A 26,763-nucleotide genomic window follows, 5' to 3' on the forward strand; every position below is an offset into this window, starting at 1 on the left:
AACTCATTAACGAACAAGGAAAAATATCATGCAAACTAACCGTGTGGCCCGCATTTTGGGTATTGAAAAACCGGTAGTCCAGGGCCCGCTCTCCTGGCTGACCGATGCTCGTCTGGTGGCGGCCGTCGGCAACGCCGGTGGTCTCGGGGTGCTGGGCCCGAACGCCGGCCTGACGGCGGCAACCGCCGTCTCCACGCCGGAGGCGACGGCAGAGAAAATGCGCGAAGAGATCCGCAAAACCAAACAGCTGACCGAGAAACCCTTTGGCGTCAACCTGATCCCGACGGCGGAAAACGACATCTGGACGCCGGCGATCCTTCCGGTGATCAAAGAGGAAGGCGTTAAGGTGGTGGTCTACACCGGCTACGGAGACGGTTCGTTAAAACCGGCGCTGTTCGATGAGCTGAAAACCGCCGGGATCACCATTATCTACCGCGATATTAACCCGACGCCGGAGAACAGCCGTCGCGCGGAGCAGGCCGGAGCGGACATCATCGTCGCCACCGGCTTTGACGAAGGCGGCACGCTGCCGGCTACCGCAATGGGGACCTTCACTATCGTCCCGCTGATCGTTGACGCTGTTCAGCGGGTTCCGGTGATGGCCGCGGGGGGCATCACCGACGCCCGGGGAGCGCGCGCTGCTCACGCCCTCGGCGCGGAAGGCGTCTTCGCCGGTTCGGTATTCATCAGCACCGTCGAAAGTCGCGTTCCCGACTCGGTGAAAGCGAAAATTCTCGCCGCCAACGGCCTGGATCTGCGGCTGTTTCGTACGCTGCCGGACTACTACCGCGCCCTGCCTGGCAAACTGAGCGACAAGCTGGTGGCCATGGACCGGGCCGGAGCCTCAAAGGCCGAGCTGGCCCAGGCGATGGGCGGTCTGCGCGGAATGCGGCTGGGCATGCTGGAGGGGAATACCGATGAGGGGTATATCTCGCTGGGGGCGGGGATCGGCAACATCCATGCCATCGCCTCCGTCGCCGAGGTAGTCAACCAGCTGGCGGTGTGAAGCCGCCAGCCGGGGCACGGTAACCGGCGCGATCAGGCGTCAGCTACCTTCTCTACCGCCCAGGAGAACGCGTCGATAGCCAGCCCGACGTCGGCGGCGGTGACCGACTCCGCCGGGTGATGGCTGACGCCCCCCAGGCAGCGCACAAACAGCATGGCCGATGGCCAGCGCTCGGCGATGGCGATGGCGTCATGCCCTGCGCCGCTCGGCAGCGTCAGTGAACGCCCCTGCACCGCCGTCACCGCCTCGCTCAGCACCGCCTGCAGTTGACTGTCGCAGGCGGTGGCGGCGATACGGTAATACTCCTCGGCGGTGAAGCTCAGCTGGCGGCGCCCGGCAATGGCCTGCGCCTGCGCCAGCAGCTCTTCCAGCAGCGCCGCAAGCGGTGCATCCTGCGGGCCGCGAATATCCAGCGTCAGCTGCACCTCGCCCGGAATCACATTCACCGCGCCCGGCGCACAGCGCAGGGTGCCGACCGTCGCCACCAGGTTGCCGCCGCGCTGCCGGGTCAGGCTTTCCACCTGCACCATCCATTCCGCCGCCGCGGCGAGCGCGTCCTTACGATGAAGCATCGGCACCGTGCCGGCATGGCCGGCTTCGCCGGTAAAGCGGCAGGTCAGGCGGCGGGCGCCGTTAATCGCCTCCACCACGCCGAGCGCCAGACCCGCCTGCTCAAGGCACGGCCCCTGCTCGATATGCAGTTCGAGATAGGCGGCGATATCCTGCGGGTTGCGGGCGGCATGGGCGATCCGCGCCGGATCGAGTCCGGCATTCCCCAGCGCCTGGGCGACGCTCACCCCGTCGGCATCGCACTGTGACAGCCAGCTTTCGGGCCAGGTGCCGGTAACGCCGCGGCTGCCCAACAGGGTGATGCCGAAGCGGGTACCCTCTTCATCGCCAAAGCCGACGATCTCGATAGCCTTCGCCAGCCGTCGCCCCTGCTGGTGCAGACGCTGAACCACCTCAATCGCCGCCAGCACGCCGAGCATGCCGTCGTAGCGCCCGGCGTTGCGCACGGTGTCGATATGAGAGCCCAGCAGCACCGCCGGCGCGCCCTCCTGCACGCCTTCATAGCGACCGCAGATATTACCGACGCTGTCCTGCCATACCATCATGCCGGCGGCCTGCATCCACTGGCCCACCAGCTGGTTGGCCTGCAGATGCTCCGGCGACAGATAGACCCGGGTCAGGGCGTCGGCGGTTTCGCTGAGGGCGGCCAGCTGGTCGGCGCGCGCCATCACCCGGCTGGCGGCCGCCTCTCTCTCCGCCAGCTGGCGGACGGTATCACTCATAGGGTGGCCTCGTTGCGGTAGTGATCCCAGGCCGCCTGCATCGCCGCGCCCTGGCTGGTGGTGAACTTGAGGTAGTTCAGCACCGCCTCCAGCGCGCTGAGCGTCTGCATCACACAGTCTTTACGTGCGTTATAGCCCATGGTGCCAATGCGCCAGACTTTACCGTGCAGCGGGCCGAACGAGGTGCCAATCTCAATGCCGAAATCTTCCAGCATCAGCTTCCGCACCTGATCGCCGTTGATCCCGTTGGGGATCACCACCCCCAGCACGTTATTCATTTTGTGCCGCAGGTCGCCAAAGGTCTCGAGCCCCATCGCCTGGATCCCTTTCAGCAGCGCATCGCCGTGCAGCTTGTGGCGGGCGATGCCGTTGTCGAGTCCCTCCTGAAGGATCAGGCGCGCGCACTCCCGGGCGGCGAACAGCGCCGAGGTCGCTTCGGTATGGTGGTTAAGGCGCTCCGGCCCCCAGTAATCCATCACCATGCCGAGATCGAAATAGTTGGAGTAGATCATCTCGTCGACGCCATCGTGGTGGGCATCGGTGCGGATCCCCTGCTCAATGCAGCGGCGGCGGCGGATGACCTCTTCCATCCGTGGGCTGAGGGTGATGGGTGAGGTGCCGGAGGGGCCGCCCAGGCACTTCTGCATCCCGGCGGACACCGCGTCCAGCTGCCAGGCGTCGGTTTCCAGCGGGTTGCCGCCGAGCGACGCGGTGGCGTCGGTATAGAACAGCACATCGTGGCGACGACAAATCTCTCCCAGCTCCGCCAGCGGCTGCAGCATGGTGGTCGAGGTATCGCCCTGCACGGTGAGCAGCAGGCGCGGTCGCACGCGCTTGATCGCGTCTTCAACCTGGTCCGGGGTAAAGACTTCCCCCCACGGCACCTCGATGGTGTGTACTTCTGCCCGGCAGCGGCGCGCAATCTCGCACAGCAGATGACCAAACCGGCCGAACACCGGCACCAGCACCTTGTCGCCCGGCCGGATCGCCGACACCAGAATCGCTTCGATACCGGCGCGGGAGGTGCCGTCCACCAGCATCGTCCAGCGGTTTTCGGTGCGAAATACGCCGCGGTACAGCGCCATCACTTCATTCATGTAGTGGGTCATCGCCGGATCGTACTGACCCACCAGCTGGCTCGCCATGGCGCGCAGCACGCGCGGGTCGGCGTTGATCGGCCCCGGGCCCATCAGCAGGCGCTGCGGCGGGTTAATTTGCGAAAACTGAGTGATATCCATCTGCCATTCCTTACGTTAGTTAAGACCGCGCACCGAGGAGATAAACTGTTTCAGTTCGGTTGTCTGCGGACTGGCGAACAGCGTTTTGCTGTCGCCCTGCTCCCAGACGCGCCCCTGATGCATAAACACCACGCGGTCGCCCACTTCGCGGGCAAAATTCATTTCATGGGTGACGAGGATCAGCGTCATGCCTTCCGCCGCCAGCTGCTCCAGTACTTTCAGCACTTCGCCCACCAGTTCCGGGTCAAGCGCCGAAGTGATTTCGTCACAGAGTAAAACTTTTGGCGACATGGCCAGCGCCCGGGCGATGGCTACGCGCTGCTGCTGGCCGCCGGAGAGGTTGGCCGGATAGTAATCCAGACGATCGCCAAGACCGACCTTCTCCAGCATCCGCTGCGCCAGCTCGCGACATTCGGCCTGAGACTTCTTCAGCACCCGCCGCGGGGCCAGCATGACGTTCTCCAGCGCCGTCATGTGCGGAAAGAGATTGAAGTTCTGAAACACCATGCCGATGGAGCGGCTGATCTCCCGGGCCTGGGAATCGCGGTCGGTGATGGTCATGCCCCCGAGCTTGATGCTCCCCTCCTGGTACCCCTCCAGACCATTGATGCAGCGCAGCAGGGTGCTTTTGCCCGAGCCGCTGCGGCCGATGATCGAGATCACTTCCCCCATGTCGATATCCAGATCGACGCCCTTCAGCACATGGTTGTCGCCGTAGTACTTCTGCATCTGATTAATGGTGATGAGAGGCATTGAATTTGTTCTCCAGATAACGGCTGTAGCGGGACAGCGGATAGCACAGAATGAAATAGCCCAGCGCCACCAGGGCAAACACTTTAAACGGCTGGTAAGTGACGTTGGTCAGCATGGTTCCTGCCTTGGTCAGCTCCACAAAGCCAATAATCGATGCCAGCGCCGTGCCTTTGATCACCTGCACGGCGAACCCCACCGTCGGCGCGATGGCGATGCGCAGCGCCTGCGGCGCCACCACCCGGTACAGGGTCTGGCCGAAGCTCAGCCCGAGACAGCGCGAGGCTTCCCACTGGCCTTTCGGCAGCGCGCGAATGCTGCCGAACCAGATATCCAGCAGAAAGGCGCTGGTATAAAGCGTCAGAGCCACCGACGCCGCGGTCCATGCCGAGACGTCGATGCCGAACAGCGCTACGCCGAAAAATGCCAGAAACAGCTGCATCAGCAGCGGCGTCCCCTGAAACAGTTCGACGTAGCCGCGGATCAGCCGTTTCACCTGCCGTCCGCCGGTCAGGCGCAGCAGCAGCAGAGGTAAGGTCACCAGCGCCCCGCCGGTGAACGCGACCAGCGACAGCAGCACCGTCCAGCGACCGGCCAGCAGCAGGTTGCGGATAATGTCCCAGTCGGTAAAGGTGGTCATCATGCCTGCACCCCCAGCCATTTACGCCCCGCCGCCATCAGCAGCTGGCGCATCGCTATCGATAACGCTAAGTAGATCCCGGTGGTCACCAGATAGACCTCAAAGCTCAAAAACGTCCGCGACTGGATCAGGTTGGCGGCGAAGGTCAGCTCCTCATAGGAGACCTGCGACACCACCGACGAGCCGAGCATCACGATGATGCACTGGCTAACCAGCGCCGGATAAATCCGCTGCAGCGCCGGGGGCAGCACCACGCGAACGAAGGTTTGCGTCCGGCTGAGCCCGAGCACGCGTCCGGCCTCCCACTGGCCTTTCGGCGTCACCTGGATGCCGGCGCGCACGATCTCGGTGCTGTAAGCCCCGAGGTTAACCACCATCGCCAGCAGCGCCGCTTCGCCGGCGGTCATCTTCAGACCCAGGTTCGGTAAACCAAAAACGATAAAAAAGAGCTGCACCACGAACGGCGTGTTACGGATGATTTCCACATATCCGCCCCAGATCCGGCTGAGGACGCCCGGGCGGCCGCTGCGGATCGCCGCCCCGAGGATCCCAATCGCCAGTCCGCCGATCGTCGCCAGCACCGTCAGCTGCACCGTCACCCATAGACCGGCCAGCAGCTCCGGCCAGTGCGGCCAGAGCTCAGAAAAATGAAGTTGCTCCGTCATCCACAGACCTTACGCGCCGAGGCTGGCAGGCAGCGGCGCTTTCAGCCACTTCTCAGACAAACCGTTGAGGGTACCGTCCTTAATGCCTTGCTCGATCAGGGTATCCACTTTCGCCTTCAGCGCCGGTTCGTTCTTTTTCAGCCCGATAAAGCACGGCGAGTCCTTCAGCATAAAGCTCGGCACCGGCGCTTTGTCAGCGTTCTGCCGGGAGATGGCCGCCACCACCAGGTTACCGGTGGCGACATACTGCACCTGGCCCGACAGATAGGCCGACAGCGTGGTGTTATTGTCCTCGTAGCGCTTAATCTGCGCCGCCTGCGGCGCCACGCTGGTCAGCACCATATCTTCCACCGCCCCACGGGTCACGCCGATGCTTTTACCGCTCAGCGCGGCCGCGTCCTTCAGCTCCGCCCCTTTCGGGCCAAACACCCCGAGGAAGAACGGGGCGTAGGCGCGGCTGAAGTCGATCACTTTCTCTCGCTCGGCGTTTTTGCCGAGGCTGGAGATCACCAGGTCCACCTTATCGGTCTGCAGATACGGCACGCGGTTGGCGCTGGTCACCGGGACCAGCTGCAGCTTGAGCTTCATCGACTTCGCCAGATAGCGCGCCATATCGATGTCATACCCCTGCGGCTGCAGGTCAGTCCCCACCGAGCCGAACGGCGGAAAATCCTGGGGCACGGCAATGCGGATGACGCCGCGTTTTTCAATATCCTGGAGCTGGTCAGCCTGCGCAGCAGAAACAGACGAAAGGAGACAAGCGGCCCCGGCCAGTGCGATCAACAGTTTCTTCATGATGTTTACCCGTTACGTTAGCATGAAACAAAAGATTCTTTGAATCTGTTTTTGCAACTAATGTGCCAGATACGGTCGATGCGCGGGTTGGCGAGGAATTTAAACTAAAAGTGAGAAAGGACAGGCAGTAAGGAGCCGAAGAACAAAAAACGACGGCGCCAGAACGCGGAACAATATGCACCATATTGATGCACAGCACCACGCTGGCGCCCCATCACCGTTGTTCCAGCTCGTCCAGTTGCTGGTAAAGCGTAGCGATATCGTGGATGCGCGGACGACCGCTATCGAGCGTTTCGTGCAGAAAGGCATTGGCCAGCAGATTGATCAGGCTGTTGACCGAGGCATAGCTGTCGTAAGCCGAGACGCTGTCCAGCGGCGCGCAGAGCTGCCAGCGGGAGAGCGGGAACAGACTGTGGGCCTGCGGCTCGCACATTAACAGAACCGGCACCCCGTCGCGCTGCAGCTGCTGCAGGAGCGGGCGGACGATCCGCGGCCGCCGGCGAAATGCCATCATCACCACCAGATCATCGGCGGTCAGATCGACCAGCTCTTCGCTGAGGCTCTGCCCAGGCTGGGGCAGCACCAGCACCTGACCGCGGGCCTGCAGCAGCTGCTGGCGCAGGTGCAGCGCCGCCGGATAGGCATTGCGCATACCAATCACCACAATGCGGCGCGCGGCCACCATCGCCGTCAGCGCCTCGGCGAACTGGCGCGCGTCAAGGGCGTTGACCCATTGGGTGAGGTTCGCCATCTCCTGCTTATAATGACGCGCCAGCAGCGTGTTACCCTGCACCGCGTCGCGCTGGTCAGTCAACGGCATCCCGCTCTGGCGCAGGGTGCGCAGTTCATCGCGCATGTCCTTATATTTGTCATAGCCCAGGCGCTTGAACAGCCGGCTGACGGTGGCTTTCGATACACCGCTCAGCTGCGCCAGCTCGGCGCTGTTGTAGCTTATCAGGTCATCAAAGTGGTCAAAGATGAAATCAGCCACCCGCTGTTCCTGCGGCGACAGCGAGGCGTATTGCCCTTTCAGTCGTTCATCGAGTTGTTGCATAGCGCCCCTGTAACTTTCGTTTCATCGTCCATCCCTCATCATACTGTATCTGCTATGCCTTACACATAGCGTGCCAGCGGGAAAATTCCGGTCATTGTTTTTATCAATGAAACGAAACGTTCAGAGCTGGAACAGCTTTTGCAGTGTTCTGCGGGTGATTCGTTCAGAAAGGATAATTTATGCACAGTAGCAACGTTTCGACCCACGGCATGGCGGTCGCTCCCCACCACCTCGCCAGCCAGAGCGCGCTGGCCATCCTGCGCGAGGGCGGCAGCGCCATTGAAGCGATGGTGGCTGCCGCGGCGGCCATCGCCGTCGTCTATCCCCATATGAATGGCCTGGGTGGGGATGGTTTCTGGCTGATCGTGCCGCCTGAGGGAGACCCCATCGCCATTGACGCCAGCGGTGCGGCCGGGTCGCTGGCGACCCTCGCGGCCTATGCCGGTCAGCGGCATATCCCCCACCGGGGGCCGCAGGCCGCGCTGACCGTCGCCGGCACCGTCAGCGGCTGGGACGAGGCGCTGCGGATTTCACGGGACTTAACCGGCCGCGCGCTGCCGGTGGCGCGCCTGCTGGCCGATGCGATCGGCTATGCCGAAGACGGCATTCCGGTCACCGCCTCGCAGGCCCACGCCACCGCCAGCAAACTGGAAGAGCTGCGCCATCAGCCAGGCTTCAGCGAAACCTGGCTGATGGCGGGCGAGCCCCCCCGGACCGGCAGCCGCTTTCGCCAGCCCGCCCTCGCCGGAACGCTGCGCATGCTGGCCAGCGACGGTCTCGACAGTTTCTATCGCGGGCCGCTGGCCGAACGTCTCGCGCAGGGGATGGCCGCGCTGGGGATGCCCGTCACCCTCGGCGACCTGCAGGCCCACCGCGCCCGGCGTCCGGCGCCGCTGACGCTCCAGCACCAGCAGGGCACGCTGTGGAACCTCGCCCCGCCCACACAGGGGCTGGTGTCGCTGGCGATCCTCGGCATCACCGACCGTCTGAACATGGCCGACGCCGACGAGGCACAAACGGTGCACCGTATCGTCGAAGCCACCAAGCGGGCGTTTGCCCTGCGCGATGCGCATATCACCGATCCGCGCCATCTGGATGTGGATGTTCAGGCGTTGCTCACCCCGGAAGCCCTGCAGCCGCTGGCCGACAGCATCGACGACGCCAGCGCTTCTCCCTGGGGCGGCGGCAAAGGACCGGGCGATACCGTCTGGATGGGCGTCGTGGATAACAGCGGGCTGGCGGTGTCATTCATTCAGAGCATCTATCACGAGTTCGGCAGCGGCGTGGTGATCCCGGACACCGGGATCGTCTGGCAAAACCGCGGGGCGGCCTTCAGCCTCGATCCGCAGCATCTCCTGGCGCTGGCCCCTGGCAAACAGCCGTTCCACACCCTCAACCCCGCCGCGGCGCGCCTGAACGATGGCCGGGTGATGGTCTATGGCTCGATGGGCGGCGACGGTCAGCCACAGACCCAGGCCGCGCTGTTTACCCGCTATATCCTGCAGGGGGCGCCGCTGCAGGAGAGCATCTCCCGGCCACGCTGGCTGCTGGGCCGCACCTGGGGCCAGTCCTCGGATTCACTGAAGCTGGAGGGACGCTTTGACCACGCCTGCATCGCGCGTCTGCGCGAGCTGGGGCACGAGGTGGAAGTGCTGGCCGATTTCAGCGAGGCGATGGGCCACGCCGGGGCCATTGTCCGCCATCCCAATGGCCTGCTTGAAGGGGCTACCGATCCACGCAGCAACGGCGCCGCCGCCGGATACTAAGGAGCAGACCATGACCACACAGCCTGACTGGAGCGAGTATCTGACGCAGATGACCCACCTGTTACGCCTGGAGCTGGAGGCGCCGCGCCGTGAGGAGCTGGAGCGCCAGTTTTCCCGCATCGCCGCCATGGCGCAGCCGCTGATGGACTATCCCCTCGGGCCGCGCGACGACATTGCGGGGGTGTATAAAGCATGACACTTCACCATTTCACCATCGCCGAGATCCAGCGTGCGCTGCACGATGGCGAACTGAGCGCCCGGGAGATCGCCTGCCAGACGCTGGACGATATCGCCCGCGTTAATCCGCAGATCAACGCCTGGACCGAGGTCACCGCCCAGCGCATGCTGGCGGAGGCCGACAGCATCGACGCCCTGCGCCGGGAAAAGCGCCCCTTGCCGCCGCTGGCGGGCATTCCCTACGCGGTGAAAAATCTGTTTGATGTCGCCGGGCACACCACCCTCGCCGGGGCGGAGCTGCTGAGCGGCCGGCCGCCGGCCGCCAGCGACAGCTGGGCGGTGCGCCAGCTGCACAGCGCCGGCGCCCTGCTCAGCGGGATGCTCAATATGGATGCCTACGCCTATGGCTTCACCACCGAAAACAGCCACTATGGCGCGACGCGCAACCCGCACGATCTGTCGCGGATCGCCGGCGGATCCTCCGGCGGTTCGGCCGCAGCGGTGGCCGCCGGGCTGGTCCATTTCAGCCTCGGCAGCGACACCAACGGCTCGATCCGCGTCCCCGCGTCGCTGTGCGGGATCTTTGGCCTGAAACCCACTTTCGGCCGCCTCTCCCGCTCCGGCAGCCATCCGTTTGTCGCCAGTCTGGATCATATTGGTCCCTTTGCCCGCCGGGTGGCCGACCTCGCCGCGGTGTATGACGCCCTGCAGGGGCGCGACCCGGCCGATGACTTTCAGGCCGATAAAGCCAGCGAGCGCACCGGCAACCTGCTGGATCGGGAGCTGGAGGGTCTGCGCTGCGCGCGGCTGGGGGGCTATTTCACCACCTGGTGCGATGACGACGCCCGGGCGGCCGTGGATCGGGTCGCCCACGCGCTGGGCGCCGACAGCGAGCTGCAGTTCGCGGATGCCGCCCTGGCACGCTCGGCGGCTTTTATCATCAGCGCCAGCGAAGGCGGCAATCAATATCTGCCGGATCTTCGCCAGTCGCCCGAGCGCTTTGAACCCCACTCCCGCGAGCGGCTGCTGGCCGGGGCGATGATCCCCTCGGCGTGGTATCTGCAGGCCCAGCGCTTCCGCCGTCATGCCCGTCAGGCGATGAAATCCCTGTTCAGTCAGGCCGACGTGCTGATCGCCCCGGCCACCCCATGCAGCGCTACGCCGATTGGCGCCGAGGAGATGGTGATTAACGGCCAGCCGCTGCCGGTGCGCGCCAGCATGGGTATGCTGACCCAGCCGATCTCCTTCCTCGGGCTGCCGGTGGTGACCGTGCCCCTGCGTACCGCCAGCGGCAAGCCGATTGGCCTGCAGCTGATAGCCGCGCCGTTTAACGAACAAGCCTGTCTTCGCGCCGCGCGAGCGCTGGAAGCGATGGGCGTTACCGATGCCCGAGTGGCGGAGAGTGCAGCATGATCAATCTGGACAATGTAGACCGCCCGGCGATCCTCGCCGAGGTGACGGCGGCGTTTTATCAGTATGAAGAGGCGCTGGTCAGCAATAACATCGAGGCGCTGGACGCGTTGTTCTGGCACGATCCGCGCACCGTGCGGCTGGGGGCCGGCGAAAATCTGTATGGCATTGAGGCGATCCGCGCCTTTCGCGCCGCCCGCCCCGCCGCCGGTCTGGCCCGCGACCTGCGCCATACCACCATCACCACCTTTGGCGCGGACATGGCGGTATGCAGCACCGAGTTTACCCGCGAAGGCAGCGCGCGCCTTGGGCGTCAGCAGCAAACGTGGGTGCGCTTTCCCTACGGCTGGCGGATTGTCGCCGCCCAGGTCAGTCTGATGGACTGAGAGGCATACACTGACGCGGGCCGGGGGAATGTGGCTATCCACCGGCCCGCACCCGCCCGGTATCAATACGTGAGGAGACGATGGTCATGGTGTTAATCAGGGCTGCTGAATCAAAAGATATCCACGCGCTGAAAACGCTATTTCTGCAGCTGGGCTATCAGACGGAGACGGCGATCTTAGAACAACGCATCACTGAACCCCAAAGTATGATGCATACGCTGGTGGCTGAAGCAGAAAACGCCATGTGTGGCGTGGTCGTTATCAATTTTATCTTACCGGTACATGAAAACCGATTGTGGGCATTAATTTCCGCACTGGTGATAGAGGAATCGTCACGGGGTTCAGGGATAGGCCACCAGCTTCTCCATGCCACAGAGCGCCTCGCCCGCGATAAACAATGCGCTCATATTGAGCTTTCAAGCAGTGAAAACAGAACCAGAGCGCATCAATTTTATGAAACTAACGGCTATAAGGAAGTCCGCAAACGCTTCGTTAAACATTTGTCTTAACCGCCTGCGCGCGAGGGCTTTCCCCGGATGACCGTAACTATATTTTGCCCAGCAGGATGTTTAACATGCGGCGTAAAGGTTCCGCCGCGCCCCATAACAGCTGATCGCCCACCGTCAATACTGAATAAATCGGTTCATTATTTAGCGACATTTTCTTGTAGCGACCAATACCCACCTGCAGCGAGCCGCTAATAGCAGCCGGGGTCAATTTACTGACACTCTCTTGCTTATTATTGGGGATATAGTTTACCCACGGATGGGAATGGGTGACTAACTCAGCAAATTCCGCTTCGCTGACCTCACGTTTCAGTTTAAGGGTAATGGCAGCGCTGTGGCAGCGGATTACGCCGACCCGAATACATAAGCCATTGACCGGAATGGTGCCGGGCGCAAGGCCAAGAATTTTATTGGTTTCCGCCTCGCCCTTCCATTCTTCGCGGCTGTTTCCATCGCCTAAATCGCTGTCGATCCAGGGAATGATGCTGCCCATCAGCGGGACGCCAAAATTCTCCACCGGCATGCCGGCGCTATTAATCAACTCACTCACTTTATTGACTAAAGGCAGCACGGAACCTGATACCGTCAGTTCATCCGCAGACAAGTGCTGACTGATATACGCGCTTTGCGCGATGAATTCCCGCACCTGTTTGGCGCCCGCCCCGGAGGCAGACTGATAGGTCATTACGCTCATCCATTCGATCAGACCCGCTTTTATCAACCCGGCCAGCCCCATCAGGCTCAGTGTGATGGAGCAGTTGCCGCCGACAAACAGTTTCATACCCGCTTTCACCGCGCGATCGATATTATCGCGGTTGACCGGGTCGAGAATAATGCAGGCGTTGTCATCCATCCGCAGCGCCGAAGCGGCGTCAATCCAGTACCCTTGCCAGCCAGAGTTAATTAACGCAGGATAGATGGCTTTGGTATAATCCCCGCCCTGACAGGTTATAATAATATCCATTTCGGCGAGGGCGCTAAGGGAATTCGCATCTTTCAGTTTGTCGCTTTTACCTTTAATAACCGGACCAGCGGCACCCGCACTGGAGGTACTAAAAAAATGCGCTGAAATATCGTCGAAATCATTTTCTTCGATCATGCGCTGCAACAATACTGAGCCAACCATGCCCCGCCAGCCAACAATACCCACCTGCTTCATTTATTTAACCTTAAAAAGTTATGAGAATGTTAATTTGAGTGTCGCCATACCTTATATCGTATCCCCCAATAAAGATCATTACCCAGCACATCGATTTTTATCATTATTAAAATGTTTCATCTGCCATCAGCGATAGTTATCTCTTATTACGGTCAGGCAGATATAAGGCGGCGGAGACTGTTCAAAGGGAGAAACGACGTAGCGGAACGGCAGCGGCTTCTCCCCTGGCTGCCATGAATAGTCACTTGCATTTTGATAGTTACTATGTCAATTTGCTGGCAAAAGCCACCTTGTTACTGGACAGCCCATGAAAAATGAACCGCTTTGCCACGCTCCCTGCCCCATCGCCCGCAGCCTGGGCCGCATCGGCGACAGCTGGAGCATCATGATCCTGCGCGACGCGTTCGCGGGCTTTACCCGCTTTGACGAGTTCCAGAAGAGCAGTAACGTCGCGCCCAATATTCTGTCGCGCCGCCTGAAGGCGCTGGTCGACGACGGCCTGCTGGAGAAGGTGTGCTACAGCAGCACCCCGCCGCGCTACGAATACCACCTTACGCAACGCGGCCGCGATTTTCGCATGGTATTGCTGGCGCTGGCGGAATGGGGTAACCGCCACTTCGCCCCCGAAGGCCGTCAGATGCAGCTGGTGGAAACCGCCACCCAGCGCCGGGTGGAGCCAGTCATGGTGGATAAAGCGACCGGGGAAGAGATCATCCCGGGTAAATACGCCATGGTGCCGGGCCCCGCAGCCTCGCCGCTGATGCAATATCGTCATGAATATCTGCTGCGCAAACGCGAAGGCGATAGCGGGCAAAAATTCCAGCCTGAACCCTACAGAGATGCCAACCATGAAGCTGGCCTGTAAGAAAAGCGTCCTCGTCCTGGCGGCCCTCTCCGCCGTTCTGGCGGCAGCGAGCTACGGCGCGTACTGGTGGCAAACCGGACGTTTTCTGCAGACCACCGATGACGCCTATGTCGGCGGCGACATTAGCGCCATCTCCAGCAAAGTCTCCGGCTATATCCAGCAGCTGGCGGTGCAGGACAATATGGCGGTGAAAAAAGGTGACCTGTTGATCCGCATTGACGACCGCGATTACCGCGCCGCCCTTGCGAAAGCCGCCGGAGAAGTGGCGGCGCAGCAGGCCGCGCTGGCCGATATCCAGGCTACCCGCCAGCTACAGCAGGCGACCATTGCCGGCTCTACGGCCTCGTTACTGGCCGCCACGGCGGCAACCGAAAAACTGGCTAACGACAACCGACGCTATAACGCCCTGGCCGCGTCGAGCGCGATTTCCGCACAGATCCGCGATAACGCCTCCGCCGATTATCGCCGGGCGCATGCCGAGCAGGAGAAAGCCAAAGCGGATAAAACCGTGGCCGAACGTCAGCTGGCGGTGCTGGATGCTCGCCAGCAGCAAACCCTGGCTGCCCTGGCGCAGGCCCAGGCTAACCTCGAGATGGCCAGGCTGAACCTCAGCTATACCGACATTCGCGCGCCGTTCGATGGGGTGATTGGCAACCGCCGCGCGTGGTCCGGCTCCTTCGTCAGCAGCGGCACGCAGCTGCTCTCCCTGGTGCCCGCGCACGGCCTGTGGATTGACGCCAACTTCAAGGAAAACCAGCTGGCGCATATGCGCGCCGGCCAGGCGGTGACCATCGTCGCCGATGTGCTGCCGAACCATACCTTTAAGGGCCATGTCGCCAGCCTGGCGCCGGCGACCGGCTCACGCTTCAGCATTCTGCCGGCGGAGAACGCGACCGGGAATTTCACTAAAATCGTGCAGCGGGTGCCGGTTCGCATTGCGCTGGAAGGTGACGGGGCAAAGCTTGACGTCCTGCGCCCGGGACTGTCGGTGATCGTTACCGTGAATGAAAAGAGCCCTCGATGAGCACCGCTCAGGCGCTGTCCGCCCCGCAGGGTCTGTCGATGCCGACGGCGAAGAAAATCTTTGCCTTCGCCAGCATGTGCGTGGGGATGTTTATCGCTCTTATCGACATCCAGATCGTCTCCGCCTCGCTGCGGGATATCGGCGGCGGCCTGTCGGCAGGCGACGATGAGACCGTCTGGGTACAAACCAGCTACCTGATCGCCGAGATCATTATTATCCCGCTTTCCGGCTGGCTGGCCCGGGTCATGTCGACCCGCAGGCTGTTCGCCGCCTCCGCGGCGGGCTTCACGCTGATGAGCCTGCTGTGCGGCTGGGCGTGGAACATCCAGAGTATGATCGCCTTCCGCGCCCTGCAGGGGCTGGCGGGCGGGTCGATGATACCCCTGGTGTTCACCACCGCTTTCGCCTTTTTTCAGGGCAAACAGCGGGTCATTGCCGCGGCGACAATCGGCGGCCTGGCCTCCCTCGCCCCGACGCTGGGCCCGACGGTGGGCGGCTGGATCACCGAAAACTACAACTGGCACTGGCTGTTCTTTATCAACGTTGTTCCGGGGATTTACATCGCGGTGGCAGTGCCGCTGCTGGTGAAAGTAGACAGCGCCGACCCCACTCTGCTGCGCGGCGCCGACTATCTCAGTATTCTGCTGCTGGCCGTGTCCCTCGGCTGCCTGGAATATACCCTCGAAGAAGGTCCTCGCTGGGGCTGGTTTGATGACGCGCCCCTGACGACCACCGCCTGGGTCGCCCTGCTCTGCGGCGTGGCTTTTGTTATCCGCACCCTCCGCCATCCGCAGCCGGTGATGGATCTGCGGGCCCTGCAGGACCGAACTTTCAGCCTCGGCTGCTATTTCTCGTTTATGGCAGGCGTCGGCATCTTCGCCACCATCTATTTAACTCCGCTGTATCTCGGTAGCGTGCGCGGTTTCAGCGCGCTGGAGATCGGCCTGGCGGTATTTTCCACCGGCTTGTTCCAGGTCATGTCTATTCCGTTTTATTCGTGGCTGGCCAACCGCGTTGACCTGCGCTGGCTGCTGATGGCCGGGCTGATCGGCTTTGCGGTGTCGATGTACAGCTTCGTCCCGATAACCCATGACTGGGGGGCGGACCAGTTGCTGCTCCCTCAGGCGTTTCGCGGACTGGCGCAGCAGTTTGCCGTCGCGCCAACGGTGACCCTGACGCTAGGCAGCCTGCCGCCCGCGCGCCTGAAGCTGGCCTCCGGGCTGTTTAATCTGATGCGCAACCTCGGGGGCGCTATCGGCATCGCCCTGTGCGGCACGGTGCTTAACGACAGAACCAATTTGCACTACAGCCGCCTGGCGGACCATCTGAATAACGCCAACCTGGCGATGAGCGATTTTGTTCAGCGCAGCGCGGCAAACTTCACCGTCCAGGGGATCTCGCCGGATGCCGCGCAGACGGCGGCGCTGAAAAATCTTTCCGCGCTGGCGCTGCGGGAGGCGCGAACCCAGGCCTTTTCCGATGCTTTCTACCTCATCATGATGGGTTTTTTGCTTGCCGCGCTGCTGGTTCCCTTGATGAAAAAGCCGCCGGCACACTGATACTACAGGAGAGTAAACTATGGGCGTTTCCGTTAAACGCATTGTCGTCACCGGGATGGGGATTGTCAGCCCGCTGGGCTGCGGCGTACAGCACGTCTGGCAGTCGCTGCTGGCAGGAAAGTCAGGGATCACCAGACTCAGCGAGCAGCTGGTCGCGGATATTCCCTGCAAAGTGGCCGGCCAGGTGCCGTCCATTGACAGCGATCCGCTGCACGGCTTCGACCCGCTGGCGACCATCCCGGCGAAAGAGCGCAAAAAGATGGATCGCTTTATCGAGTTTGCGCTGGTCGCCGCCCGTGAAGCGCTGACCCAGGCCGGCTGGTCGCCAGCATCTGCGGCCGAACAGGAACGTACCGCCACGGTGATCGCCACCGGGATCGGCGGCTTCAGCGAGATCGCCAATGCGGTACATACCACCGATGAACGCGGGCCGCGTCGCCTCTCGCCGTTCACTATCCCCTCTTTTCTGGCCAACCTGGCCGCCGGGCATGTGTCTATCGCCCACGGTTTCCGGGGCCCCATCGGCGCGCCGGTCACCGCCTGCGCGGCGGGCGCCCAGGCCATTGGCGATGCGGCGCGGATGATCCGCAGCGGCGAGGCGGATATCGCCCTCTGCGGCGGCGCGGAAGCGGCAATACATCGCGTTAGCCTTGCCGGGTTCGCCGCGGCAAGGGCGCTCTCCAGCGCCTCCAGCGACCAGCCGGAAGCCGCTTCCCGCCCCTTTGACCGCGACCGCGATGGATTTGTGATGGGAGAAGGCGCCGGGCTTATCGTGATCGAGTCGCTGGAGCACGCGCTGGCGCGCGGCGCCACGCCGCTGGCCGAGCTGGTGGGCTACGGCACCAGCGCAGATGCTTATCACCTGACCGCAGGCCCGGAAGACGGGAACGGCGCGCGTCGGGCCATGGAGACCGCTATTCGCCAGGCCGGGGTGACCGTCGACGAGATTGACCATATCAACGCCCACGCCACCTCGACGCAGGTCGGTGATAAAGGTGAACTGGCGGCGATTAAAACGCTGTTTGGCGCGCATCCGGTCGCCATTACCTCGACGAAATCCGCCACCGGCCATCTGTTAGGCGCGGCCGGCGGGATTGAGGCCATCTTCACCATTCAGGCGCTGCGTGATCAGGTGGTGCCGCCGACGCTGAACCTGCATCACCCCGATGAAGAGGCGGCAGGCATGAACCTGGTGGCGCTGCAGGCCCGCCCGCAGAAGATGCGCTATGCGCTGTCGAACGGTTTTGGCTTCGGCGGGGTTAATGCCAGTCTGCTGCTGAAACGCTGGGAATAAGCGTCAGCTCCCCCCCGGCGATGGCTGGCGGGGGATTTTCGCCGTGGCAGCTTTTGCCCTGCTGCTGGAGTAAATGAAGAACAGCGCGATACCCAGGCAGACAATGGCGCCGATTCGGCTCATCGAGAATGGAATCGACGCATTGCCAAGCCAGCCGAAGTTATCGATCAGCATGCTCATGGTCAACTGACCAAAAATGACAGCGACCGTAGCCACTGCCGCGCCAATACGCTGGACGGCCAGTACCATAATAACGATATAAGGCACACCAAACATTGCGCCCAGCAGTTGCCATTTAGGCACGTCCATCAGCGTCAGGGTGTGTTTGGGTTCGAAGAAAAAGATCAGCAGCCCCGTCACCAGGGCGCCGACAGAAAATGTCAGGAACGCGCTTTTAAATACGCCGACCTTGCTGCCCAGCTGGCCATTGATAGCCGCCTGGATACTCAGCATGGCGCCACCGGCGACGGCGAGCAGAATCATGATAATAGTCATAATGTTACTTTACCCCTGTGCAACCATAACCAGCGCTGCAATGATGAAAATCAGCGCAATGATACGTTTACTGTCAATTTTTCGGCGCGACGTACCGAGCAGGCCGAAGTGATCAATAATCAGGCTCTTGAACACCTGGCCTGCCAGGATGCCGATCATCGTCATGGCAATGCCGATTGCCGGCGTTACCACGGTCAGAATGATGACGTAAATCGGGCCAAGCACGCCGCCAAGCAGCTGCCACGCTGGTTGCGCAAATAACGACGGGCTGTTGCGCGGGCTGAAAAAAAGCATCAGCAGAAAGGTCAGCGCCGCGCCCACGCCGAATATGCTGAAGGTCGCCCAGAGGTCACCGACCTCCCCACCCAATGGTCCGAGCAATCCTGCCTCTATGGACAGTCCCATGCCCCCGGCAATGACGATAAAAATCAATATTAGCTGCATAGCAATCATCTCCAGTAGTCCAGGCGGAGGAGATTACGGCTTAATATGGATGAGAAAAATGCCATAATGAGATAAACACCTGTGCAGGATATGCATTAATGAATGAGCTTGGGAACATCAGTATTCGCGCTCTGCTGATTTTTATAGACGTCTATGAGACGCAGAATTTCTCTGTGGTGGCCCGGCGGGAAGGGATATCGGCCTCTCAGGTATCGCGGGTCATCCATCAGATGGAGGATGTGCTCGGCCAGCAGCTTTTTTACCGCAATACCCGGGCGATAATCCCGACGGAAAGCGGCCATCTTTTTATCCGCTATGCGCGAGCGATGACTGGCAGCATGGAGGAGGCGCGGCGGGAACTCAACGAGAGAACGCTTGAGCCTTCCGGAATGGTCCGCATAAACGCACCCGTATTCTTTGGACAGCGCCATGTCGCACCCGCGTTACCGGGCCTGACGGAGCGATATCCGAAGCTCAGCATTGAGCTTACGCTGACTGATGATTACATCGATCCGCACCGTGAGCCGGCTGACGTGATTTTCCGGATTGGCGTACTGACGGATTCCGCATTTCATGCGCGCGTGTTTGGCCAGCAGTGCTATCATCTTGCCGCGTCACCGGATTATATCCGCCGGCACGGCATGCTGGGATCGCCCGAAGAGCTCGCCCGGCATAAATGCCTGGTCTACCGCGGTTCGTCAGGACCAAACCAATGGCTGCTGCGCCGGCACGGTGAGGAATGGGTGCACTACCCTGTCTCACCCCTGATGTCATCGAATAATGCTGAAACCCTGCTGATTGCCGCACTCGGAGGGATGGGGATTGTGCTGTTTCCTGACTGGCTGATTGGAGACCGGCTAAAGAGCGGCGAACTTATCGAACTGCTGCCGGAGCTGGATAGGTCCATAAAAACGGAGCCACAGCATATCGCGGCAATCTATCCGAATGCCCGCCACCCTCCGCTGAACGTGCGGGCGATTATCGATTACTACATCGACGCGTTCGGTTCACCGCTTTACTGGCAGTCTGAATAAGACAGGCGACTTTATGGTTCGTCTTGAAGTTAACTGCCGTTTCTGGCGCAGAGCAAACGCGTTCAATGCCCTTAAGGTCCGTTTTGAGCGAAAAACGGACCACACTATCTAAAGAAAGATATCGCTGATAATGTTGGGACCGCTCATGTTAAAAAGGTATGCCATTTCTTTTCATTGACGATAACGAAGGGATTTTCATGGTTGAGGTTGAGGAAATAAAAAAGAAGTATCCCGGCGCAGATGCCTGGCAAATGGGTGACAGTCCGGAGCTGGCTAACGAGCTTGCTGACCTGATCAAAAAAGGGATAAAAACGGCCTCTTGCGGATCTTTTGCCTCTTACCAGCAGGAAAAAGCTGCCCCGAGGATAGGGAGTTATAACATTATTCTTGATGGCCAGAATGTTCCAGTTTGCGTGATCAGACTGATTTCGATGCAGCTGGTTCGTTTTTGTGATGTGACTGAAGCATTCGCCCGCAAAGAAGGTGAAGGCGATTTAAGCCTTGAATACTGGAAGAAAGAGCATCAGAGATTTTTCAGCTCCGAAGGTCATTTTTCTGAGGATATGGAGTTGATCGCAGAAGAATTTGAAGTGGTTGAGGTGCTGTGAGACAAGGTTTACGGGCTGACGTTTTATCAATCGCCACTGATAACACTGTTCGCTTCTGGCGCGGAGCGGACAAGCTATCGAGCTAAAGGTCCGCATTGAGCAAGGAGCGGACGTGCCAGCTATAATTGGTAATAAAATGAGAGTAGAGCTATTCTGATTTGTTTATAAAGAACATTTTTACATCCAAGGGCGAAATATTTTTTATGCTATCTTACATGCTATCTCAATATGCCAGGCTACCTGTGCCTGAATTTACCCTACGTTCATGGCTAAAACAATGGTTGTCAGAGCAGGAATCGAGGTGTACAGACAGAAGTTTCTCGGCGCGATTTCCCTGGAGAGAAACTGGATTATGTCAGGAATATTTTTTACAACGAAAACTCAAAATTGATGGAAAGCAATTTCTTACTGGCCCCCGTTATCAGGGCGGAAATATTAACAAACCTTTTATTGATATTGTAGGTATGGATTCTGACCTAAATCATACTGCATTAGAACTCATTAGTAAGGAATGGTCACAACTCAGAGCTCAGTATGTCCGCATTCTTGTACCCGGCCAGTCCTTCCCACAGGGTATTCCCGACCAGTATATATACGCCACCTCTTTTTCTGAACCCCCTGAATTCAATGATAAATCTCTTACTTTGCAAGTGGCGACATACGAAGATTTTGACTGGTGTTGTCAGGCTCTGGGCGATGCCTATAAGCATACATGGCAGACAGTTCGCGAACTTTCTGCAAACAATTTGGTAGCAGTTGATGACAAAGAGTTGTGTGACCATATTTCTGAGAGAGAAGTATATATTATCTATGAAAAAGACGTTCGCGCCGGGTTGCTAATATGCCAGAAAGGAAACATCGCTTTTCTGAGAGGATATCGTATTACTGACAAAGTAATACTTCCTGCTTTTCGTGGTCGATCATTGTCAGCCCGAGCGCAACGCCTGCTGTACCGATTATTAACTCATTCCGATTCTGAACTATCTTTGTATATGGGCACAATTATTCCGGAGAATATCCCCTCGATGAAAACTGCAGAAAGAGCGGGACGAACTTGCATCCTAAGTTATCAATTTCTACCCATCTGCAGAACCCACGGCTAACAGCAATGCTAATTTATCTTCAGCCTACTTCCGCTTTTGGCACACAGGGGACGTCAAGGGCCCGGGTGTACTCCCCTGGACGCACTAATGGGCGGTATGTGATTGTTGTGCAGGCTATCATATGGCCTGAGGTACAGCAGAATCAGGCTTCGTAGCAATGAGTCGGTTCACAGCGTCCGGAATCCACCCGGTGCCGTAAATCACCGCAAGGTCTGTCATAAGGTAATTTCATAACGTATCGCGACACCTTTTTTCTTGACGCAGGCCTTCTCTTTCACGGTTTGTCAGAACTGTGGACCGCAGTAATCTCCACTCCGTGCTTTAATCAATGAGAGTGTGTCGGGTGCAAATTAAACTACCTTTCTCAACAGCAAAGGCGGGATACGCCTACCCTCGCAGGGTTTCTGCGTCTGGTAATATGCCCATGACAGTCTCAAAGACCGCTTTGAGGGTTTCCCGGTTTAAGGCACATAATCGCGCGGCGTTGCCCCCAAAATGCAGCGAAAAGCAGCGGTAAAGGCCGCCGGGCATGAGAAACCAAGCTGGTAAGCGACCTGTTTGATTGGAACGCCGTTCGCAAGAAGATCCAACGAAGCGCAAATTCTGGCTCTCTGCTTCCATGTTCTAAAACTAAAGCCTGTATCCTTCATAAACAAGCGGGAAAAGGTCCGTTCCGACATGGCCGACATAAAAGCCAGCTCGCTCAGCGATGCTTCCCAGCGCTGAGTGACCAGTAGCGATCTGGCCGCGCTGTATAATCGCTCATCATTCGGCATGGGAAGCGCCATCGTTAAAGGTGGAGCCTCGCTGAGAATTTCCAGAAGCAACAAAGCTATCTTCCGTTGACTCGGTCTGGCGTAGTCCTCACTGAACAGCCCAGCGATAAGTTCTTTGACTAACGGCGTAGCCGTGATCACATGCACCTGCTGACTCTTCGTAAAGCTCGTACATTCTGCGATAAGGCTACTGCTGAAATAGATCGCCCTCAGATCGGTTTGTGAAATCAGATGATAACTATGGATATGCAGAGGCGGTAGCCATAATGCCCGCTGAGGAGGGATCACCCACCGGTCGCTCTCTGTTTGCACCAGCATAACCCCTCTGGTGGCGAAGAGTAGCTGCCCCTCAACATGATGATGGGGAGGATCTGCCTCGCCGCGCTGATAGCTTATCGCAGTACTGGACCAGCCTGTGGCCTCATCATGTCTTGGCGCTTTATCTATACTACCTGGCATTTCAGATTTAGCCCCTGCCATTATCATATCGAAACTGGAACCACCCGTAGAAGAGCCTTAGGCAATGGGTGCGTGACTTATCATTCTGATCATCAAAGATATTACAGGAGCTTAACCTCATGCGTGTACACTTTATCGTACATGAAAGTTTTGAAGCCCCGGGCGCATATGCAACCTGGGCAATAAACCAGGGTCATGATGTAACTTACTCACGCGTCTATGCAGGCGATCGGCTACCTGCTGACGCCGAAGGCATCGATTTTCTTATCGTTATGGGCGGTCCGCAAGATCCGGACACAACGCTTGAAGCGTGCCCGCACTTTAATGCTAAAGCGGAACAGACGCTGATTGCTTCCGCGGTTAAAACCGGTAAGGCGGTGATCGGTATTTGCCTGGGTTCACAGCTAATCGGTGAAGCGCTGGGCGCGCCCTTCTCTCATAGCCCGGAAAAAGAGATTGGTAAATTCCCGATCACATTGACCGAAGACGGGAGGAAGGATGAGATGTTCTCTCACTTTGGGAAAACACTGGCAGTGGGTCATTGGCATAACGATATGCCGGGTTTGACGCCAGAGGCCAAAATTATTGCTTACAGCGAAGGCTGTCCGCGGCAGATCGTTGCCTATTCAGACCGCGTCTTTGGTTTCCAGTGCCACATGGAGCTCACATTGGACGTTGTAGAGCGGCTGATCGCTCATTCTGAGAAAGACCTGAGCCGTGCAGCAGAATATCGTTTCGTTGACACGCCTGAAGCGCTCCGGGCGCACGATTACAGTGAAATGAATCAAGTACTTTTTGGCTTTTTGGATAAGCTGGAAGCACGTTACAAAGCAGCGCAAGCATAATGTCATGCTCGGTAAGCTTGCCATCGGTTTTGATTTTAGTCTCCGCTCCTGGCACAGAGCAGACAAGCTACCTGAGTTGAAGGTCCGCTATGAGCGAAAAGCGGCCATCGGATAGTGCTAGCTCTGCATGCAATGCCACGTCTTATGGGCTTCATGTTCTCTCACTTTTTTCTTATGATGGTGCAGTAAGAAATGCGTGAATATTTTCCGATTGTCAGATCTGGTCCTCTACGAAAATTTCCCACAACTCTTCTACAGCGCGGGACATCTTTGCTGCTGGGCGGAAAAGCCTGATGTCTATGGGTACCCAGAGCGCGCTCTCTTTCTTCGCCGCAACGGCAATGGAACCGGCATCAACATCCGGCGCTGCCAGCGTTTCCGGCAACCATGCGATGCCGTCACCGGCCCTGACCATGGCCAGTAATGTTGCAGCCAGATCGGCAGTGAATGCGATTTCCATTCCGCGTCTGGCACGGTTGACCTGCGAGGTGTTGGAAAGGATCCGGCCAAGGCCGGATTCAGCCGAATAGGACAGAAAAGGAAACTTTTTGCCGCCCGATGCATACCACATTGGCTCGCGGGTTGCCGGATCGCATCTGGAATAAGGCAATAATGTTTCCCGCCCGAGCCGAACACTGAAGTATTTCGACTGTTCAAGATTGATGCGCATATGAGGGTGGTAGTAACAAAGCAAAAACTGCGCGTCACCTTTGTCGATCATGCGTTCACAGGCACTCAGTGTGTCAGATAACAGGCGAAAAGAACCGAAGCGGGCGATTTTTTCGTTATTACGCATCAGTGCCGGGAAAAAAGAAAATGACAGAGAGTGCGTGGCGGAAAAAATAACATCCGGTCTGGTTTCTCCTGCGGCCTCTATAGATTCACTTCTCAAGGTATAAAGTGCGCGAATAAGTTCAGGGATCTGCGTAACGAATACTTCCCCGGCGCGCGTCAGGCTGACGCCCCGACGATTTCTTTCAAAAAGCGGCGTTCCAAGCCACTCTTCCAGCGAGACAATCCTCCGGCTGAATGCTGGCTGCGTCACATATCGTGAAGCTGCCGCACGGGAGAAATTCAGGGACTGTGCCAGCGCAACACAGTCCTCAAGCCAAGTTAACTCCAAGTGATGCCGATTTTGCATTACAGCCTGCCTCTTTGGCATTAGAACGAAATTTGTTAACTGCTTAGGATGGTATCAGACAGGACAACAAGGTCCCTGAACACTACGTTAGTGCATTATGCCGATAAATATACGGCATGACATAAAATATAGCGTAGGTAATTTAGTTAGATCGTATTTGACTGGAAACTGCCGGAGAGAACATGCGTATCCTTGACGTTGTAGAAATTACCAAGCCTATTGCTTCCCCTATCCGTAATGCTTACATCGATTTCAGCAAGATGACGGCCAGCCTGGTTGCCGTTGTGACAGACGTTGAGGTAGACGGACGTCGCGTAGTGGGATACGGCTTCAACTCTAACGGCCGTTACGGTCAGGGCGGCCTGATCCGTGAACGCTTCCGCAACCGTATCCTCGAAGCCGAACCAGAAAGCCTGCTGAATGCCAAAGGCGACAATCTGGATCCGCATAAGATCTGGGACGTCATGATGAGCAACGAAAAACCGGGCGGTCACGGCGAACGTTCAGTTGCGGTAGGTACGCTGGACATGGCCATCTGGGATGCAACCGCAAAAATTGCTAACAAGCCGCTGTTCCGCCTGCTGGCAGAAATGAAGGGCGTTGAGGCTAACCCGCGTGTTTTTGTCTACGCGGCGGGCGGTTACTATTACCCGGGTAAAGATCTGAGCGCGCTGCGTCAGGAGATGCGCGGTTATCTTAATCGCGGCTATAACGTTGTGAAGATGAAAATCGGTGGAGCGTCTCTGGAAGAGGACCGTCGCCGTATTGAGGCCGTCCTGGAGGAAATTGGCAGCGAAGCGCGTCTCGCCGTTGACGCCAATGGCCGCTTCGATCTGGAAACCGGTATTGCCTATGCGAAAATGCTGCGTGACTACCCGCTGTTCTGGTACGAAGAGGTCGGTGACCCACTGGATTACTCCCTGCAGGCCGCGCTGTCAGAGTTCTATCCCGGCTCAATGGCCACGGGTGAAAACCTTTTCTCCCATCAGGATGCGCGAAATCTGCTGCGCTATGGCGGCATGCGCCCGGATCGAGACTATCTGCAGTTTGACTGCGCACTCTCTTATGGTCTGGTTGAATATCTGCGCACGCTTGATGTGCTTGAGCAATTTGGCTGGTCACCGTCACGCTGCGTCCCTCATGGGGGTCACCAGATGTCCCTGAACATTGCCGCAGGCCTTGGCCTTGGTGGCAATGAAAGCTATCCCGATCTGTTCCAGCCTTACGGCGGTTTCCCTGACTCGGTGAAGGTGGAAGATGGCCATATCATCATGCCGGAACTGCCGGGTATCGGTTTTGAGGGTAAATCAGACCTTATCAAAGAAATGCGCGCGCTGGCTGTATAAGTCTCTGCTGACATCTCGTCTTGCTTAATTTAATAACGCCCTTCTGCGATGCGGAAGGGCGTAGCGGGAAAAATGTATGAAGCTTTTAAGTTATCTGACGCCTGATGGATATAAAAGTTACGGTATTTTACAGGGTGAGGGAGTTATTGACCTGAGAAGCCGGACAGATATTGATACTCCCGATTTGAAAAGTTTTATCAGAGAAAAAGGGATCGCAGCAGCTGACGGATATATCAGCTATGAGCCGGATTATCAGCTTTCTGATATTACCTTCCTTCCTGTTATTGATAATCCGGGCAAAATACTTTGCGTCGGCATGAATTATCAGGCCAAACGCACTGAGTTTAGTATTACTTCGGATGCGCCTACCATATTCATCCGGTTCTCAGATTCTCAGACCGCTCATCTGGGCAACATCGTGAAGCCTGCGCTGAGCGATCAGCTCGATTATGAGGGTGAGCTTGTAATCATAATCGGAAAATCCGGCATAAACATCGCTGAGCAGGACGCTGCAGAATACATAGCGGGCTATTCCTGCTATATGGATGGCTCCGTGCGTGACTGGCAGCATACCTGGTTCACTGCCGGCAAAAATTGGAGCAAAACAGGTGGGTTCGGTCCCTGGCTGGTTACGTGTGATGAGGTCCCCGATCCGCAAAAGCTTCAGCTAAAAACCTGGCTTAATGGTGAAATTGTTCAGCAGGACAGTACAGCTAATATGGTTCATCCAATAAGCAAAATTATCAGTTATATGAGTACCTTTACACAGCTATCCCCGGGTGATGTTATTTTGACGGGCTCACCAGGCGGTGTTGGTCGTTCACGTAATCCGCAGGTATTTCTTAATGACGGCGATGTTATTGAAGTCGAAATTGAGTCAGTTGGTCGCCTGACTAATTACGTCGTTGCTGCTTCAAAATAATAAA

General features: G+C 58.4%; 28 protein-coding genes and 1 pseudogene. 17 read left to right on the forward strand and 12 right to left on the reverse strand.

Going from position 1 to position 26,763, the window contains the following annotated elements; translation table 11 throughout:
* Window positions 1-28 precede the first annotated feature (28 nt).
* Window positions 29-1,006: an NAD(P)H-dependent flavin oxidoreductase gene (locus GQR96_RS12250; RefSeq protein WP_017900276.1), complete on the forward strand. Its 978-nt coding sequence runs from the start codon at window positions 29-31 to the stop codon at window positions 1,004-1,006.
* A gap of 32 nt (window positions 1,007-1,038) precedes the next feature.
* On the opposite strand, the gene hpxK is transcribed toward GQR96_RS12250, so the two are convergent.
* The 7 genes from hpxK to hpxU form a co-directional block, all read right to left on the reverse strand.
* A complete protein-coding gene (hpxK, locus tag GQR96_RS12255; RefSeq protein WP_065905127.1) occupies window positions 1,039-2,298 on the reverse strand; it encodes an allantoate amidohydrolase in 1,260 nt (419 codons plus the stop codon).
* Window positions 2,295-3,536: a pyridoxal-phosphate-dependent aminotransferase family protein gene (locus tag GQR96_RS12260; RefSeq protein WP_065905125.1), complete on the reverse strand. Its 1,242-nt coding sequence runs from the start codon at window positions 3,534-3,536 to the stop codon at window positions 2,295-2,297. Before GQR96_RS12260 ends, hpxK begins: the two co-directional genes overlap by 4 nt.
* A gap of 15 nt (window positions 3,537-3,551) precedes the next feature.
* On the reverse strand, window positions 3,552-4,289 hold the full coding sequence (locus tag GQR96_RS12265) for an amino acid ABC transporter ATP-binding protein (protein WP_002905293.1): 738 nt from the start codon (window positions 4,287-4,289) through the stop codon (window positions 3,552-3,554).
* Window positions 4,270-4,926: an amino acid ABC transporter permease gene (locus GQR96_RS12270; RefSeq protein ID WP_002905295.1), complete on the reverse strand. Its 657-nt coding sequence runs from the start codon at window positions 4,924-4,926 to the stop codon at window positions 4,270-4,272. The genes GQR96_RS12265 and GQR96_RS12270 overlap by 20 nt, the downstream gene beginning before the upstream one ends.
* Window positions 4,926-5,591: an amino acid ABC transporter permease gene (locus GQR96_RS12275; protein WP_002905296.1), complete on the reverse strand. Its 666-nt coding sequence runs from the start codon at window positions 5,589-5,591 to the stop codon at window positions 4,926-4,928. The genes GQR96_RS12270 and GQR96_RS12275 overlap by 1 nt, the downstream gene beginning before the upstream one ends.
* A gap of 9 nt (window positions 5,592-5,600) precedes the next feature.
* A complete protein-coding gene (locus tag GQR96_RS12280) occupies window positions 5,601-6,386 on the reverse strand; it encodes a transporter substrate-binding domain-containing protein (RefSeq protein ID WP_004143665.1) in 786 nt (261 codons plus the stop codon).
* A gap of 214 nt (window positions 6,387-6,600) precedes the next feature.
* Window positions 6,601-7,440 (reverse strand): MurR/RpiR family transcriptional regulator HpxU, encoded by an 840-nt coding sequence (hpxU, locus tag GQR96_RS12285; RefSeq protein ID WP_004176115.1) that lies wholly within the window; start codon window positions 7,438-7,440, stop codon window positions 6,601-6,603.
* 179 nt (window positions 7,441-7,619) lie between these two features.
* Here hpxU and hpxW point away from each other — a divergent pair, with 179 nt between their 5' ends.
* The 5 genes from hpxW to GQR96_RS12310 all read left to right on the forward strand — a co-directional run bounded on the left by hpxW (window position 7,620) and on the right by GQR96_RS12310 (window position 11,688).
* Entirely contained in the window at window positions 7,620-9,206 is a 1,587-nt protein-coding gene (gene hpxW, locus GQR96_RS12290) for an oxamate amidohydrolase (protein WP_065905123.1), read from the forward strand.
* A 10-nt stretch (window positions 9,207-9,216) separates the two neighbouring features.
* Window positions 9,217-9,402, forward strand: a complete 186-nt coding sequence (gene hpxX / locus GQR96_RS12295; RefSeq protein WP_002905357.1) for an oxalurate catabolism protein HpxX — start codon at window positions 9,217-9,219, stop codon at window positions 9,400-9,402.
* On the forward strand, window positions 9,399-10,796 hold the full coding sequence (locus tag GQR96_RS12300; RefSeq protein ID WP_004151874.1) for an AtzE family amidohydrolase: 1,398 nt from the start codon (window positions 9,399-9,401) through the stop codon (window positions 10,794-10,796). Before hpxX ends, GQR96_RS12300 begins: the two co-directional genes overlap by 4 nt.
* Window positions 10,793-11,179 carry an oxalurate catabolism protein HpxZ gene (gene hpxZ / locus GQR96_RS12305; RefSeq protein WP_002905421.1) on the forward strand — a complete coding sequence of 129 codons (387 nt, stop codon included), beginning with the start codon at window positions 10,793-10,795 and terminating at the stop codon, window positions 11,177-11,179. Before GQR96_RS12300 ends, hpxZ begins: the two co-directional genes overlap by 4 nt.
* 86 nt (window positions 11,180-11,265) lie before the next feature.
* Window positions 11,266-11,688: a GNAT family N-acetyltransferase gene (locus tag GQR96_RS12310; protein ID WP_065905173.1), complete on the forward strand. Its 423-nt coding sequence runs from the start codon at window positions 11,266-11,268 to the stop codon at window positions 11,686-11,688.
* A 37-nt stretch (window positions 11,689-11,725) separates the two neighbouring features.
* Here the strand turns inward: GQR96_RS12310 and asd are convergent, their stop codons facing one another.
* Entirely contained in the window at window positions 11,726-12,844 is a 1,119-nt protein-coding gene (asd, locus tag GQR96_RS12315) for an aspartate-semialdehyde dehydrogenase (RefSeq protein WP_069734164.1), read from the reverse strand.
* Window positions 12,845-13,035: 191 nt separating this feature from the next.
* Between asd and GQR96_RS12320 the strand changes: the two are divergent.
* The 5 genes and pseudogenes from GQR96_RS12320 to fabF all read left to right on the forward strand — a co-directional run.
* A pseudogene (locus GQR96_RS12320) lies at window positions 13,036-13,155 on the forward strand (hypothetical protein); the annotation flags it as partial.
* Window positions 13,152-13,709 carry a winged helix-turn-helix transcriptional regulator gene (locus GQR96_RS12325; RefSeq protein WP_064187212.1) on the forward strand — a complete coding sequence of 186 codons (558 nt, stop codon included), beginning with the start codon at window positions 13,152-13,154 and terminating at the stop codon, window positions 13,707-13,709. The pseudogene GQR96_RS12320 and the gene GQR96_RS12325, both read left to right, overlap by 4 nt.
* Window positions 13,693-14,733 (forward strand): HlyD family secretion protein, encoded by a 1,041-nt coding sequence (locus tag GQR96_RS12330; RefSeq protein WP_064187211.1) that lies wholly within the window; start codon window positions 13,693-13,695, stop codon window positions 14,731-14,733. Before GQR96_RS12325 ends, GQR96_RS12330 begins: the two co-directional genes overlap by 17 nt.
* A complete protein-coding gene (locus GQR96_RS12335) occupies window positions 14,730-16,292 on the forward strand; it encodes a DHA2 family efflux MFS transporter permease subunit (RefSeq protein WP_069734163.1) in 1,563 nt (520 codons plus the stop codon). Before GQR96_RS12330 ends, GQR96_RS12335 begins: the two co-directional genes overlap by 4 nt.
* Window positions 16,293-16,311: 19 nt before the next feature.
* On the forward strand, window positions 16,312-17,586 hold the full coding sequence (fabF, locus tag GQR96_RS12340) for a beta-ketoacyl-ACP synthase II (RefSeq protein WP_065904292.1): 1,275 nt from the start codon (window positions 16,312-16,314) through the stop codon (window positions 17,584-17,586).
* Window positions 17,587-17,589: 3 nt separating this feature from the next.
* Here the strand turns inward: fabF and GQR96_RS12345 are convergent, their stop codons facing one another.
* The gene (locus GQR96_RS12345) at window positions 17,590-18,081 is read right to left on the reverse strand and encodes a DMT family transporter (RefSeq protein WP_064177806.1); all 492 of its coding nucleotides are present in this window, start codon (window positions 18,079-18,081) and stop codon (window positions 17,590-17,592) included.
* A 9-nt stretch (window positions 18,082-18,090) separates the two neighbouring features.
* The gene (locus tag GQR96_RS12350; protein WP_065904294.1) at window positions 18,091-18,525 is read right to left on the reverse strand and encodes a DMT family transporter; all 435 of its coding nucleotides are present in this window, start codon (window positions 18,523-18,525) and stop codon (window positions 18,091-18,093) included.
* Between the two features lie 98 nt (window positions 18,526-18,623).
* Between GQR96_RS12350 and GQR96_RS12355 the strand changes: the two genes are divergently transcribed.
* The 3 genes from GQR96_RS12355 (at window position 18,624) to GQR96_RS12365 (ending at window position 21,270) form a co-directional block, all read left to right on the forward strand.
* Complete coding sequence (locus tag GQR96_RS12355) at window positions 18,624-19,559, forward strand: LysR family transcriptional regulator (protein ID WP_002905496.1); 936 nt, start codon at window positions 18,624-18,626, stop codon at window positions 19,557-19,559.
* Window positions 19,560-19,810: 251 nt separating this feature from the next.
* The gene (locus GQR96_RS12360) at window positions 19,811-20,167 is read left to right on the forward strand and encodes an ASCH domain-containing protein (protein ID WP_074194074.1); all 357 of its coding nucleotides are present in this window, start codon (window positions 19,811-19,813) and stop codon (window positions 20,165-20,167) included.
* A gap of 203 nt (window positions 20,168-20,370) precedes the next feature.
* Window positions 20,371-21,270, forward strand: a complete 900-nt coding sequence (locus GQR96_RS12365) for a GNAT family N-acetyltransferase (RefSeq protein ID WP_074384557.1) — start codon at window positions 20,371-20,373, stop codon at window positions 21,268-21,270.
* Window positions 21,271-21,731: 461 nt separating this feature from the next.
* Here GQR96_RS12365 and GQR96_RS12370 read toward each other — a convergent pair whose 3' ends face one another.
* Window positions 21,732-22,532 carry an AraC family transcriptional regulator gene (locus GQR96_RS12370; protein WP_172970834.1) on the reverse strand — a complete coding sequence of 267 codons (801 nt, stop codon included), beginning with the start codon at window positions 22,530-22,532 and terminating at the stop codon, window positions 21,732-21,734.
* A gap of 92 nt (window positions 22,533-22,624) precedes the next feature.
* On the opposite strand from GQR96_RS12370, the gene GQR96_RS12375 reads away from it, so the two are divergent.
* On the forward strand, window positions 22,625-23,350 hold the full coding sequence (locus GQR96_RS12375) for a type 1 glutamine amidotransferase (RefSeq protein WP_048294885.1): 726 nt from the start codon (window positions 22,625-22,627) through the stop codon (window positions 23,348-23,350).
* 214 nt (window positions 23,351-23,564) lie between these two features.
* Here the strand turns inward: GQR96_RS12375 and GQR96_RS12380 are convergent, their stop codons facing one another.
* Window positions 23,565-24,491, reverse strand: a complete 927-nt coding sequence (locus GQR96_RS12380) for a LysR family transcriptional regulator (RefSeq protein WP_004202518.1) — start codon at window positions 24,489-24,491, stop codon at window positions 23,565-23,567.
* 182 nt (window positions 24,492-24,673) lie between these two features.
* On the opposite strand from GQR96_RS12380, the gene GQR96_RS12385 reads away from it, so the two are divergent.
* The gene (locus GQR96_RS12385; RefSeq protein WP_004202520.1) at window positions 24,674-25,837 is read left to right on the forward strand and encodes a mandelate racemase/muconate lactonizing enzyme family protein; all 1,164 of its coding nucleotides are present in this window, start codon (window positions 24,674-24,676) and stop codon (window positions 25,835-25,837) included.
* Between the two features lie 76 nt (window positions 25,838-25,913).
* The gene (locus GQR96_RS12390; RefSeq protein WP_004202524.1) at window positions 25,914-26,759 is read left to right on the forward strand and encodes a fumarylacetoacetate hydrolase family protein; all 846 of its coding nucleotides are present in this window, start codon (window positions 25,914-25,916) and stop codon (window positions 26,757-26,759) included.
* Window positions 26,760-26,763 lie beyond the last annotated feature (4 nt).

It is taken from the genome of Klebsiella sp. PCX (genome assembly GCF_021869705.1).
In the GTDB taxonomy this organism is placed as follows: domain Bacteria; phylum Pseudomonadota; class Gammaproteobacteria; order Enterobacterales; family Enterobacteriaceae; genus Klebsiella; species Klebsiella quasipneumoniae.